The sequence below is a fragment of the Methylomicrobium sp. Wu6 genome (genome assembly GCF_035916875.1).
Lineage (GTDB): Bacteria > Pseudomonadota > Gammaproteobacteria > Methylococcales > Methylomonadaceae > Methylomicrobium.
Window position 1 is genome coordinate 31,931 of record NZ_JAXUHN010000065.1, and the last position, 12,631, is coordinate 44,561.

The window sequence follows — 12,631 nt, forward strand, 5'->3', positions numbered from 1 at the left end:
ACCAGGGATCGCTGACTTACGCGGCTTTTTTCTTGATCCCACGCGCCTGAGCGGGGGAAAAAGATGCATCACAAAATTGCCTTTACTATCAAGCCTATATACAATCTCCCGATCTTTGAAATCTGCGAATTATTTTTGAAATCGGCTATGAATTGAACAACGCATGAGTTCCGAACAGCCAGAAAACGCCTTCGACGCCAAAACCTTCATCAAAAACCTGACCACTCGCCCAGGCGTTTATCAAATGCTCGACGGCGAGGGCGAGATCATTTATATCGGCAAGGCGAAGAACCTGAAGAACCGCGTTGCGACCTATTTCAACAATAAAGCCGCATCAATCAAGCAGCACACGATGGTCGCGAGGATCGCCTCGATCACCGTGACCGTGACCCATACCGAAGGCGAAGCGCTGCTGCTCGAATCGCAGTTGATCAAGCGCCACAAGCCGCGCTACAACATCTGTTTGCGCGATGACAAGTCCTACCCTTATATCTATCTGTCCAGCGCGCACGATTTTCCGCAAATCACCTTTCACCGCGGCGCGAAAAAGCGGCCGGGCAAATATTTCGGGCCGTATCCGAGTGTCGGCGCGGTCAGGGAATGCCTGAAACTGCTGCAAAAAATTTTTCCGGTCCGGCAATGCGAGGATTCGGTGTTTCAAAACCGCACCCGTCCCTGCCTGCAATATCAGATCGAGCGCTGCACCGCGCCCTGCGTCGGCCTGATCGACAAACCCGGCTATGCCCAGGATGTCGACAACACGATCCTGTTCCTCGAAGGCAAAGGCGGCCTGCTAATCGAGCAGTTGATCGTGAAAATGGAACAGGCGGCCGCGGCGCTGCAATTCGAACGCGCCGCGCAATACCGCGATCAGATCGTCAAATTGCGCGCGGTGCTCGAAAAAAATTTCGTCCACGGGGAACGCGGCGACGTCGATATCATCGCCTGCGCGACGAAGGCGAACATGGCCTGTATTCAGGTCTTCTTCATCCGCGGCGGCCAGCATCTGGGCAATAAGCAGTTTTTCCCGAAAATGTCCGACGAACACGATCCGGCGTCTATCCTGCAGGCGTTCATTGCGCAATATTATCTGGAACGGCCGCCGCCACATGAATTGATCGTCAGCCATCCGCTCGAAGAAAGCGATCTGATCGCCGAGGTGCTGGCCAATCAGGCCAAGCATCAAATCGCGATTTCGGCGAATGTCCGCGGCGAACGGCTCAAATGGCTACAGATGGCAATCGAGAATGCCGAAACGTCTCTGCAGAACAAACTGGCCGACAAACAGGGCCTGTATGCGCGTTTTATCAGCTTGCAGGATGAACTGGGCCTCACCGACCTGCCGAAACGCCTCGAATGCTTCGACATCAGCCATCATCAGGGCGAACAGACCGTCGCCTCCTGCGTGGTGTTCGACCGCGAGGGACCGGTCAAATCGGCTTACCGGCGTTTCAACATCGAAGGCATCACGCCGGGCGATGATTATGCGGCGATTCATCAGGCGGTTTCGCGGCGCTTCAAGCGCCTGAAACAGGGCGAACACGAGGCGCCGGACATTCTCTTTATCGACGGCGGCAAGGGGCAAGTGCATGAGGCGCAAAAGGCATTGGCGGAATTGGACATAAACAATGTTATGATAGTCGGCGTTTCGAAAGGTCCGGACAGAAAGCCCGGAATGGAAAAACTGATCCTGGTCGATCAAAATCAACCTCTTGCGCTAAATCCGGGCGCCAGCGGTCTGCTGCTGATCCAGCATATCCGCGATGAGGCGCACCGTTTTGCGATTACAGGGCATAGGCAAAGGTTGGGCAAGGTCAAGAAACGCTCGGTATTGGAATCGATCGAAGGATTGGGCCCTAAACGGCGGCAGTTATTATTAAAACAATTCGGGGGGCTGCAAGGCGTGACCCAGGCGGGTGTCGATGCGCTTTCCAGCATAGACGGCATTAGCCGTCAATTGGCGCAACGTATATACGACAGCTTTCATCAAGCAGATGACCATTGAATTCAACATACCGACGAATCTGACCCTGTTGCGCATCGCGCTGATTCCTTTATTGATGGTCGTGTTCTATTTGCCCTGGGCCTATGCGAATATCGCCTGCACCGCGATTTTTATCGCGGCCGGTATCACCGACTGGCTGGACGGTTTTCTGGCGAGAAAAATGCAGCAGGAGACGCCGTTCGGCGCGTTTCTGGACCCCGTCGCCGATAAATTGATGGTCGCTTTCGTGCTGGTGCTGATCGTGCAGCAACAGGCCAATCCATACCTGGCGGTGCCTGCCGCGATCATTATCGGCCGTGAAATCACGATCGCTTCACTCCGCGAATGGATGGCCGAAATCGGCCAACGTGCGAAAGTCAAAGTCTCGACGCTCGGCAAATGGAAAACGACCGCGCAAATGGTCGCGATCGGCATGCTGCTCTACCGCGAGGATTTGTTCGGTCTTCCGATCAATGCAATCGGCTATGTCTTGCTGTATATCGCGGCGGTATTGACCTTGTGGTCGATGATCAATTATTTGTGCGCAGCGGTCGCCGCCATCAAGGAACACTGAATTTTTAAATTCCGGACGTTATTTATGTGCCGGGACACAATCAACCCAAGATACAGCCCATTGAATCGGCTGTGAAAGAATAACAATGGATCAGGAAAAAGAAGATACACAAACCAAAGCCGACGCGCAGGATGAGATTTTACTCGCGGCGCTAAAACTGTTCGCCGAAAAAGGCTATTTCAACACCTCGCTGACCGACATTGCCGACGCAGCCGGCGTCAAGGGCACCAGCGGCATCTATCATCACTTTAAAAACAAGCAAATGATCGCTGCGGCGCTTTATGCGAACATTTTCGACAGCTTGAACGTGTCGATCGATGATATTCGCCGCAAGAATCAAAAGCCCTCCGAGCAACTGCGCGGCATCGTCGATCTGTTGTTCAGACTGACCGACGACGCGCCGAATGTGATGCAATTGTTGCTGGTATTAAACATCAACGAGATATTGCCGGACGAAAAACCGCTCATCGAAACACCACCGTTCGTCAAAATCCTTAAAATCTTCCAGACAGGCACGAAAAACGGCGATCTTCGGAATCTGCCGCCGCAATTGTGCTTCGCTTATTTTTTCGGCATCATCAATCATACCCTGCGACTGGTGTTGACCGGCGCGCTGGACAAGACAGCGAATACCTACCAGCCGCAAACCTGGCTAGCCGCATGGAACGCGATCGCGAAAAAATGATCCCCATTAATACGATCTGAAGGTAACAAGCGTATGGCCCAATTCACCGTCACCGGGGATGTCGATCCCTTTTTGCATATCAGCCTGGCCAGCGGCGAAAAGATTTATTGCGAATCGAACGCGATGGTGATGATGGAAAGCAACCTCGAGCTGAAGGGCAAGATGACCGGCGGCTTCGGCGGCGCCTTGATGCGGCGTCTGGCCAATGACGAGTCGTTTTTTCAGCAGCATATCGAAGCGGTCCGCGGCGCCGGCGATTGCCTGCTCTCGCCAACGCTGCCAGGCGCGATTCAAGTACTGGATGTCGGGGAGATCAGCTATATGATCAGCGATGGCGCCTTCGTCGCCGCCGAATACGGCGTCAATCTGAATGTCCGCACACAGGGAGTCGGTTCGGCGCTGTTCGGACAGACCGGCGGCTTTTTCATTTGCGAAGCGAGCGGCCGCGGCAAACTGGCCGTCTCCGGCTTCGGCTCCAGCTTCGTACTCGATGTCGAACCGGGCAAGGAGATGATCATCGACAACGCCCACGTGGTCGCTTGGGATAATCGCTTGCGTCACGAAATCTCGGTCGCCACACAGCAGGGGGCCGGTTTGCTCGGTCAACTGGTCAACAGTGTGACCAGCGGCGAAGGCATGGTGCTCAAATTTTCCGGCAAGGGCAAAGTCGTGATCTGCTCGCGCAACCGTGAAAACTTCCTGAGCTGGCTGCTGAAAGGCATGCCGGCCAATCGCTAAAACCGGACGCACGCCGCGCTGACTCAAACCGGGCGTGTAAGGGAAATTCCAGAACTCATCCCGGCCAGATTTCAAATTCAACAGCTTAAGCGCCGACACGAAATTCCCGTGTAGCAGTGTTTCTCGGTTTCCTTCCCGACTATGTCCGGTTGCGTACACACGCTCTTTACGCCTCGCTGCCGTTAAAGCCTTCCCACATGCGCAATAAAACCGTATTACCTGGCTTTTCTCAACTTTACCGGTCAGGTCGGCATGTGAAAGAGCACTGATGCACGACAGACACTCTTAATTCTATGACAACAGATTGGGAAAACTTTACAAACTATTAGCACCGTAGACTTTGAAAATTCACTTCAACTTAGGTCTTTATTGACAAATCGATTATCTCAGGCAAAATGATATCGAATCGATACTTTTTTGCCTGCGGGCTTTACTGCACCTTTGCGACTCAACGATTCTCGGAAAAAATAATGTTTACATCATTCTCAAAAAATTTAAAAGACGATATTTCCGCCGGCATCGCCGTTTATTTGGTTGGCGTTCCGCTTTCACTGGGCATTGCGATGGCATCGGGAGCCCCCCCCTTATCCGGTTTGATTACCGGCATCATCGGCGGCTTGATCGTATCGCAACTCAGCGGTTCGGTCCTGGGCATCAGCGGTACGGCAGCCGGGCTGACCGTGATCATTTTGGCGGCAATTCAACAATTGGGCTTCAATGCTTTTTTGCTAGCCGTGGTGCTGGCCGGTCTGATCCAGGTAGTGCTGGGTATCTTGAGAGCCGGGGTGATCGCCTATTACTTCCCGTCTTCGGTGATCAACGGCATGATGTACGGCATCGGCCTCATCCTGTTTTTGAAACAAATTCCGCATGCGGTCGGCTATGACCGCGATTTCGAAGGCGATGTAAACTTCATCCAAAGTGACCAATACTCCTCATTTTCAGAAATATTCCATGTGCTCGGCAGCATTGCGCCGGGCGCGGTGTTGATTTCCTCTCTTTCGCTGGCGAGTTTGCTGATCTGGGAATTCTGGGTCCAGAACAGGCATCCGCTGCTGCGCTTGCTGCAAGGCGGATTGGTGGCCTTGCTGGTCGGCGTGCTGAGCAATTTTCTGCTCGGCAAATTTTATCCATCCTGGGCGCTGAGCGGCGCTCACTTGGTGATGATTCCGGTCTTCGAGCATCCGTCGGATATCCTCAGCCAGCTTTATTTGCCGGATTTTGCTCGGCTGTTCGACCCGAAGATCTATTGGTTTGCCTTGACCATTGCGCTGGTCGCAAGCCTTGAAACCTTGCTGACGGTGGAAGCCGTGGATAAGATGGATCCTTACAAACGCATCACTCCGACCAGTCGTGAGTTGATCGTACAAGGCATCGGCAATATCTGCGCCGGTTTTATCGGTGGCCTGCCGATGACGCAATTGATCATCCGCAGCTCGATCAATATCGAATCCGGCGCCAAAAGCCGGGCAGCTGCGCTTACCAAGGGTTTATTGCTGTTGTTTACCGTCATTTTCATCCCTTCCGTGTTCAATCTGGTGCCGCTGGCGAGCCTGGCCAGTATCTTGCTGCTGGCGGGTTATCGGCTGGCCAGACCCCAGGTCTTTGAAAACATGTGTCTCGCGGGCCGCTATCATTTCATTCCGTTTTGTGCGACGGTACTCGGCCTCGTCCTGACCGACCTGTTGACCGGCATTTCAATCGGCATGGCATTCGCTTTGATTGCGATCCTGATCGAAAATTATCGCGGCTCGTTCTATCTGCGTGAAGCTCAAATCGGCAATAAGACCGTGTTGCGGCTTTCCGAGCAGGTTTCGTTCTTAAACAAGGCCAACGTGCAACGAATCCTGAAACAGTTGCCGGCCGATTCTGAGGTCGTGATCGATGCGACCCGGTCGAAGTTCATCGATTACGATATCTTTGAAATCATTCAAAACTTCAGATCGGAAGCGCAAATCAAGGGCATCAAATTGACGACCGAAAATCTGCGCGGCTACGGCGTGCTGCCGCCGCTCGAAACGGCCAGGGCGCAGACCTACGACTCGCAGCAATCGCTGACGCCGGCCGAGGTGCTGACCATCTTGAAGGAAGGCAACGAGCGTTTCGTGAACAACCTGAAATCGAATCGCAATCTGCTCGAACAGGTCAACGATACCCGCAAGGGCCAATTCCCGATCGCGATCATCCTGAGTTGTATCGATTCTCGGACTTCGGTCGAGCTGATCTTCGACCAGGGCCTCGGCGACGTGTTCAGTGCCCGGGTCGCGGGCAATATCGTGAATGATGACATTCTCGGCAGCATGGAGTTTGCCTGCAAGCTAGCTGGATCGAAATTGATCGTGGTGCTCGGCCACACCCTGTGCGGCGCGATCAAGGGCGCCTGCGCCGATGTGGAACTCGAGCATTTGACCGGCTTGCTGCAAAAAATCAAGCCGGCGGTCAAAACGGCCCGCGCGGAGTTCAGCCCGGAAAATCCGCCTGAACAGTCCGTGCTGGTGCAGAAGACCGCCGAACACAATGTACAGCTGACTGTCGAACAAATCAGAAAGCAGAGCCCGTTATTGGATGACATGGCGAAGGCCGGCCAGATCGACATCGTCGGCGCGATGTATGATGTGGAAACAGGGCAGGTCGAATTTTATACCGATACCCAGCCCGCCGCGGCCTGCTGTAGAACCCACACGGCCTCTGTGGCGACAAGCCCGGATAACGCCATACCCACGGGGCTGCAGGCTTTGGGCAAACCCGCAGTATGAGGTAAAATGATCGGCTAACCGCTGCCGTGTTGGAAACACGACAGCCTAAAGTCCGGCCAAATGCCGTTTCTGCCGGCCCTCAATCTACGAATCCACTCACTCAAAAAGAGATAACACTATGAAAAAACATTTGTTTCTGGCAACAGCCCTGCTGGTTTCTGGCTCGGCGTTCGCGGCGACCGATCATTATTTGCTGCGCGATGGCAATCACGTCCATCACCTGAAAATCACCAAATTGAACGATGAAATCAGGGTCAGCACCGATGTCGACTTTGAGGCCAATGCGAATGAAAAAGACGCCAAGGCCTGTTCGGCAGAGGTTTCAGGCGAAGCCAAAAGCACCGGTGAAAACCAATTGCTGATGAAGAAGCATATCGAGGGTCAGGCCGATTATTGCGAACTGAAAATCCAACTGAGCCCGAACGGCGCGAAAATCGAACAATCGGAACATTGCAACAATTTTGCGGCAGGCATTTGTCATTTCTCCAGCGACGGCAAGGAACTGGTCAAGATCAAATAACCCGCATGTCGGGCCGGCGGAATCGTCAAGACCGCCGGTCCAGCTTCCGATAGCCGATCGCCTCGCTCAAATGGGCGAGTTCAATCGTATCCGAGGCGGCCAGATCGGCGATCGTGCGCGCCAGTTTCAAGATCCGATGATAAGCGCGATTCGACAAGCCGAATTTGTCCATCGCCTGCTCCAGCAAACGATGGCCGGGCTCGGACAACACACAAAACTGTTTAACTTCTTTCGCGGTCATCGCCGAATTGGCCTTACCGCTCCTTGCGACTGCCAGCTTACGCGCCGCGGCGACGCGCGCTCGGATGACCGCGCTGCTTTCCTCCCCTTCCGGCGAGCCTTTGCGCAACACTTCATGCGGAACCCGCGGCACTTCCAGATGCATGTCGATCCGGTCGAGCAGCGGCCCCGAAATCCGGGCCCGGTAGCGCATCACCTGTTCGACGGTGCAATGGCAGCGCCCCGACGCATCGCCGAGATAACCGCAGGGACACGGGTTCATCGCGGCGACCAACTGGAAACGGGCTGGAAAATCGGCCTGGCGGTTCGCGCGCGAGATCGTGATGTGGCCGGTTTCGAGTGGTTCGCGCAAGACTTCCAGCACTTTCCGGTCGAATTCGGGCAGTTCGTCCAGAAATAAAGTCCCATTATGCGCGAGCGAGATTTCGCCCGGCCGAGGATTGCTGCCGCCGCCGACCAACGCCGCAGCCGATGCGGTATGGTGCGGCGCGCGATAAGGCGGCCTCCGCCAATTCGCGACATCGAGTCCTTGATCGCTGACCGAGGCGATCGCCGCGGTTTCCTGCGCCTGCTGTTCGGTCATCAGCGGCAGAATGGTCGGCAGACGCGAGGCCAGCATCGATTTGCCGGTACCCGGCGGTCCGAGCATCAAGATATTGTGCGCGCCGGCCGCGGCGATTTCGAAGGCGCGTTTGACATGATACTGGCCGTGCACGTCGGCAAAATCGAGATCGTCGAAAGTTCGCTCGGGAGCGCTTTGCTCATACTCGGCCGCAATCGCTTTTTGCCCGGCCAGATGCGCGCAAACCTCGAGCAAATGCATTGCTGGAATGATTTCGATACCCTTGACCAACGCCGCCTCGGCAGTGTTGTCTCTCGGCAAAATCAGCTTGCGTTGGCTGTTGCGCGCCTGAATTGCAACCGGCAACACGCCGTTGACCGGACGCAGTTCGCCGCCGAGCGAAAGCTCGCCGATGCATTCGATCTCCGCAAGCTTCGCACCGGGAATTTGACCGGTAGCCGCCAGAATGCCGAGCGCGATCGCCAGATCGAAGCGACCGCCTTCCTTCGGCAAATCGGCCGGTGCCAGATTGACCGTGATGCGCTGAGCCGGAAATTCGAAACGCGAGTTCTGAATCGCGCCGCGCACCCTATCCTTGCTTTCCTTGACCGCGGCTTCCGGAAGCCCGACGATATTCAGCGCGGGGAGACCGTTCGCGACATCGACCTCGACCGTGACCAACGGCGCTTCGATACCGGTGCGTCCTCGGCTGTAAACGACCGCCAGAGCCATCGTAGCGTGCCTGTTGCGAGATTACAACACTTCCTTGGACAGCACTTGCTGTTCGAGCGCGGCGACGCGTTTTTCCAAGGCTTCCAGGTTGGCGCGGGTTTTCGCCAACACCAGTTTTTGCACTTCAAATTCTTCGCGGGTAACCAGGTCCAGCTTACTCAAAGCGCCTTGCAGCACCGCATGAAAGTTTTTTTCGAGGTCTTCTTTCAAATGACTCAGACCCGGCGGGATGGTATTGGCCAGCTTGCCGGCAATTTCATCGATTGACTTTGCATCAAAAAACATAGGTAAACTCCGTAGGAATATCGCTGTGACGGGATAGAGCGGCTTTAGCCGCTCCCATACTGTCATATCTTAAGTATAGGCGCCGGCGAAAACAATAAAAACCGGCGATCAGCCGCCAAACGCCTTTTTGAAAAACTCCGGCTGGGCCAAAGCTGCCTTATGTATATCGACATTATAAAAAGTCGTATCGAAAGGCTTATTCGCCGTATCCTGTTCGCGGAATTGCTTCAGGCTGCTTTTGCCGGCGATCGTCGCGCTCCACCAACCGGACGGGTAAATGCATTGCGGGAAGAACAAGGTCTGCAAATGCGCAAAGCCTGCGGCCTGCATCGCATCGCGCATTTCGCCGATCAGCTTCATATAATACAGCGCCGATTCGCTTTGCTGCACGATCATGCCGTGTTCGGACAGACAATTGAAGCAGTCGCGGTAAAACGCCTCGCTGAACAGCCCTTCGGCGGGACCCGCCGGATCGGTGCTATCGATGATGATGATATCGACCGAATTCGGCGCGGCGTCCTTGACCCATTTAATGCCGTCTATAAACTTCAGATCCGCGCGCGGATCGTTGTTCGACTCGCACAATTCCGGGAAATAAATTTCGGCCAAGCGCGTGACTCGCTCGTCAATGTCGATCTGCACCGCCTTTTCGACCGCCGAATGTTTCAACACTTCCTTCAACGTGCCGCAATCGCCGCCGCCGATGATCCAGACCCTTTTCGGATCGGGATGGGTATAGAGCGCCGGATGGCTTATCATCTCATGATAAAAAAAGTTGTCGCGCGTCGACACCATCGTACAACCATCGATCACCATCAAATTGCCGAAACTCTCGGTTTCGTAGATTTCCAAATGTTGAAATTGCGATTGTTCTTCATGCAGCTTTTTGGTGATTTTCAACGAAAACGCCGAAGCCACGCCCGGCGCTTGTTCGGTAAACCATTCAGACGGATTCATAGTTTCAATTCCTGTAAAATTGAGAGGTAAAATGCCGCGCATTATATAGTAGAATGCCTGACACGCGTCATCATCGAGAGGGATTTTTCACGGTTCCGTCCGAAAGCCCGGCAAATCAAAACAACAACCGCTCGGCCTGATTACGCCAGCTCGCGAGGAAATGCCTAACCAGCAGCTGCACGCTGGCATCCATGCCGTCCGCGCCGACGGCCGTGAATTTACCGGTCAGCGACAGCATGCAGATGCCGTGGATACCCCCCCATAACGCCCGCGCGGCCTGCTTGGCCTGCACCTCGGTTCTCTCCCCGGCAAGTTGCTTGAACTCCGTCTCGAAACGGGAAAACGCATACTCGATCTTTTCGCGGTACCAATCCGGAAGTTCCGCGCCTTCCGGCTGGCGATGTTCGAAAATCAGGCTCCAGCAATTGAAGTGATGGCTGGCAAAATCCAGATAAATACCCGCGATCGCCTCGATCGCCTCTGCAGGCGGCTGGGAGGGCAGCTTATCGATCCGTTCGCTTAGCGCATCGAGGGTGCGGGCGTTCACATGCAGCACCAGATCGTTCATGTTCTCGAACACCATGTAAATGCTGCCGACCGTATAGCCGATTTCGAACGCGACATTGCGCATCGTCAATGCCTTGCTGCCTTCCTCGGCGACCAGCGCTTCGGCGGCCTGGAGCACCATCGCCTTGATTTCCGCAAGTGTGTGTTGGCTTCTTCTTGCCATGTCGGGGTTGGTTGTAGATTAAAAAATAAACCTGAGAAAGAGACTTTAAGAGCCTCGCCCGCTTTTCAAATCGCGCCGGATGGACTGTTTTCCGCGAAGTATCCGACAAGAAAATCGACAAACGTGGTCAGTTTGGCGGGCAAAAAGCGCCTCTGCAAATAAATCGCATAAATCGCCAGCGTCGGAATCCGAAACTTTTCTAACACTTCAACCAGCTTGCCCTGCGCCAGATAATTCGCGACCGCGAATTCCGGCGCCTGGGTAATGCCCATGCCCAACGCCGAGGCCTGGCACAGGGCGCGGCCGTTATTCGAGGCGAAATGCCAGTTGGTTTTGATCTTGACCTCTTCGTTACCGATACGGAAAATCCAGTAATCCCGGTGCGGTGTATCCATGTAATGCAGGCAGCGGTGTTCGCTCAGTTCTTCGATATGTTCCGGCCTGCCGTACTGTGCAAGATAACCGGGCGAAGCATATGTACACAATCGGGTTTCGGCGATTTTACGGGCGACCACGCCCAGGTCGAGCGTATCTGTGACCAGAATCGACAGATCGAAATTGCCATCGCTCAGATTCACGCGGCTGTTATGCAGACTCATCAGAATCTTCACGTCGGGGCATTCACGCTGATAGGCCTCGATCGCCGGCACCATGAATAAACCGCCGAAATCGATCGGCGCGCTGATTTTCAGCACGCCGCGGACCTTCCTGGCAAGTTGCGAGGTCGATTCGTCCAGTTCCAGAAAGTCGTCGAGCAATTGCTTGCTGCGGTGATAGTAAATCTCACCGGCTTCGGTCAGGCTAATCTGGCGCGTCGTCCGGTTCAGCAAGGCGACGCCTAGCGATTCTTCCAGTTGCGCCATGTATTTGCTGATCATCATCGCGGACAGGTTCATTTCGCGCGCGACTGCCGCGAAGGTACCAAGCTCGACAATCCGACAAAAGACCTGCATGTTGTTCAATTTGTCCATTGCCACCAACCGTAAACAAAAAGTTTATATTCTATAAATTCTTATAGCTATTTAAAGCCTGGGTTTATTCGAGTATATTATGTGCCGGAGATAGTTTAAAGCCGCTTGGCCCTGCGCCTCGAAAGAGGTGAGGCCAAGCGGTTTTTTTGTATCAACTGGTATTTGATCCCCCATAATAACGATAAGAGGCAATCATGAGCAAAATACTGAATGAAGTTCTAGCCGCCAACCGCGACTATGCCAACAATTTTGGCGATAAAGGCAATTTGCCGATGCCGCCGGGCCGGCACTTCGCGATTCTGACCTGCATGGACGCCCGCCTCGATCCGGCCAAGTATGCAGGCCTGTCCGAAGGCGACGCCCACGTGATCCGCAATGCCGGCGGCCGCGCCAGCGACGATGCGATCCGCTCGCTGGTCATCTCCTACAAACTGCTCGGCACCCGCGAATGGTTCGTGGTGCATCATACCGATTGCGGTATGGAGATCTTTACCGACGACATCATGCGCCGCCTGCTGAACAGCAGCCTGAAAACCGCGTCGATCGACGCCAGCGGCTGGCATGACAGCGGCCAGGGTCCGGGCTCCGCCGAAGGCAATTACATCGACTGGCTGACGATCCCGAACCAGGAACAAAGCGTGTTCGAAGACGTTACCCGCATCAGGAATCACCCTTTGGTGCCGCGCGACATTCCGGTATACGGCTATATTTACGACTGCAAAAGCGGGCGCTTGATCGAAGTTCCCTCCGCAACGGAAGCGGGCAGAGCCGATTAACGGCGGCCGGCGGCCCTCCGCCCCGCCCGTCGTGCGGGCGGAGGCTTTACGCAGTTTTGTTGCCTTAATACTCTTTTTCCGTCATGATCGGCCTGACAGAAATAACAAAATGGCGCCGCGC

The 12,631-nt window shown here is 54.6% G+C and carries 12 protein-coding genes; 7 read left to right on the forward strand and 5 right to left on the reverse strand.

Going from position 1 to position 12,631, the window contains the following annotated elements; translation table 11 throughout:
- The first annotated feature begins 163 nt into the window (after positions 1-163).
- The 6 genes from uvrC (at position 164) to U2W12_RS07555 (ending at position 7,257) form a co-directional block, all read left to right on the forward strand.
- Positions 164-2,005, forward strand: a complete 1,842-nt coding sequence (gene uvrC, locus U2W12_RS07530) for an excinuclease ABC subunit UvrC (protein ID WP_326500055.1) — start codon at positions 164-166, stop codon at positions 2,003-2,005.
- Complete coding sequence (gene pgsA / locus U2W12_RS07535; protein ID WP_326500056.1) at positions 1,995-2,558, forward strand: CDP-diacylglycerol--glycerol-3-phosphate 3-phosphatidyltransferase; 564 nt, start codon at positions 1,995-1,997, stop codon at positions 2,556-2,558. The genes uvrC and pgsA overlap by 11 nt, the downstream gene beginning before the upstream one ends.
- An 85-nt stretch (positions 2,559-2,643) precedes the next feature.
- Positions 2,644-3,243, forward strand: coding sequence for a TetR/AcrR family transcriptional regulator (locus U2W12_RS07540; RefSeq protein WP_326500057.1), 600 nt, complete (start codon positions 2,644-2,646; stop codon positions 3,241-3,243).
- Between the two features lie 33 nt (positions 3,244-3,276).
- Positions 3,277-3,981 (forward strand): TIGR00266 family protein, encoded by a 705-nt coding sequence (locus U2W12_RS07545; RefSeq protein ID WP_326500058.1) that lies wholly within the window; start codon positions 3,277-3,279, stop codon positions 3,979-3,981.
- A 470-nt stretch (positions 3,982-4,451) separates the two neighbouring features.
- Positions 4,452-6,737 carry a carbonic anhydrase family protein gene (locus U2W12_RS07550; RefSeq protein ID WP_326500059.1) on the forward strand — a complete coding sequence of 762 codons (2,286 nt, stop codon included), beginning with the start codon at positions 4,452-4,454 and terminating at the stop codon, positions 6,735-6,737.
- Positions 6,738-6,855: 118 nt separating this feature from the next.
- Positions 6,856-7,257 carry a hypothetical protein gene (locus U2W12_RS07555; protein ID WP_326500060.1) on the forward strand — a complete coding sequence of 134 codons (402 nt, stop codon included), beginning with the start codon at positions 6,856-6,858 and terminating at the stop codon, positions 7,255-7,257.
- A gap of 25 nt (positions 7,258-7,282) precedes the next feature.
- Here U2W12_RS07555 and U2W12_RS07560 read toward each other — a convergent pair whose 3' ends face one another.
- The 5 genes from U2W12_RS07560 to U2W12_RS07580 form a co-directional block, all read right to left on the reverse strand.
- On the reverse strand, positions 7,283-8,791 hold the full coding sequence (locus U2W12_RS07560) for a YifB family Mg chelatase-like AAA ATPase (protein ID WP_326500061.1): 1,509 nt from the start codon (positions 8,789-8,791) through the stop codon (positions 7,283-7,285).
- A gap of 21 nt (positions 8,792-8,812) precedes the next feature.
- Positions 8,813-9,076 carry an accessory factor UbiK family protein gene (locus U2W12_RS07565; RefSeq protein WP_326500062.1) on the reverse strand — a complete coding sequence of 88 codons (264 nt, stop codon included), beginning with the start codon at positions 9,074-9,076 and terminating at the stop codon, positions 8,813-8,815.
- 108 nt (positions 9,077-9,184) lie between these two features.
- Positions 9,185-10,033 (reverse strand): polyamine aminopropyltransferase, encoded by an 849-nt coding sequence (gene speE / locus U2W12_RS07570; RefSeq protein ID WP_326500063.1) that lies wholly within the window; start codon positions 10,031-10,033, stop codon positions 9,185-9,187.
- Positions 10,034-10,148: 115 nt separating this feature from the next.
- Positions 10,149-10,763 (reverse strand): TetR/AcrR family transcriptional regulator, encoded by a 615-nt coding sequence (locus tag U2W12_RS07575; protein ID WP_326500064.1) that lies wholly within the window; start codon positions 10,761-10,763, stop codon positions 10,149-10,151.
- Positions 10,764-10,828: 65 nt separating this feature from the next.
- Positions 10,829-11,734: a LysR family transcriptional regulator gene (locus tag U2W12_RS07580; protein WP_326500065.1), complete on the reverse strand. Its 906-nt coding sequence runs from the start codon at positions 11,732-11,734 to the stop codon at positions 10,829-10,831.
- Between the two features lie 194 nt (positions 11,735-11,928).
- Here U2W12_RS07580 and U2W12_RS07585 point away from each other — a divergent pair, with 194 nt between their 5' ends.
- Positions 11,929-12,510, forward strand: a complete 582-nt coding sequence (locus U2W12_RS07585; RefSeq protein ID WP_326500066.1) for a carbonic anhydrase — start codon at positions 11,929-11,931, stop codon at positions 12,508-12,510.
- Positions 12,511-12,631 lie beyond the last annotated feature (121 nt).

Coding starts and splice junctions, on each gene's coding strand:
- uvrC (WP_326500055.1), top strand. CDS start 164: ATGAGTTCCGAACAGCCAGAAAACGCCTTCGACGCCAAAACCTTCATC.
- pgsA (WP_326500056.1), top strand. CDS start 1,995: ATGACCATTGAATTCAACATACCGACGAATCTGACCCTGTTGCGCATC.
- speE (WP_326500063.1), bottom strand. CDS start 10,033: ATGAATCCGTCTGAATGGTTTACCGAACAAGCGCCGGGCGTGGCTTCG.
- U2W12_RS07550 (WP_326500059.1), top strand. CDS start 4,452: ATGTTTACATCATTCTCAAAAAATTTAAAAGACGATATTTCCGCCGGC.
- U2W12_RS07565 (WP_326500062.1), bottom strand. CDS start 9,076: ATGTTTTTTGATGCAAAGTCAATCGATGAAATTGCCGGCAAGCTGGCC.
- U2W12_RS07540 (WP_326500057.1), top strand. CDS start 2,644: ATGGATCAGGAAAAAGAAGATACACAAACCAAAGCCGACGCGCAGGAT.
- U2W12_RS07560 (WP_326500061.1), bottom strand. CDS start 8,791: ATGGCTCTGGCGGTCGTTTACAGCCGAGGACGCACCGGTATCGAAGCG.
- U2W12_RS07585 (WP_326500066.1), top strand. CDS start 11,929: ATGAGCAAAATACTGAATGAAGTTCTAGCCGCCAACCGCGACTATGCC.
- U2W12_RS07545 (WP_326500058.1), top strand. CDS start 3,277: ATGGCCCAATTCACCGTCACCGGGGATGTCGATCCCTTTTTGCATATC.
- U2W12_RS07555 (WP_326500060.1), top strand. CDS start 6,856: ATGAAAAAACATTTGTTTCTGGCAACAGCCCTGCTGGTTTCTGGCTCG.
- U2W12_RS07580 (WP_326500065.1), bottom strand. CDS start 11,734: ATGGACAAATTGAACAACATGCAGGTCTTTTGTCGGATTGTCGAGCTT.
- U2W12_RS07575 (WP_326500064.1), bottom strand. CDS start 10,763: ATGGCAAGAAGAAGCCAACACACACTTGCGGAAATCAAGGCGATGGTG.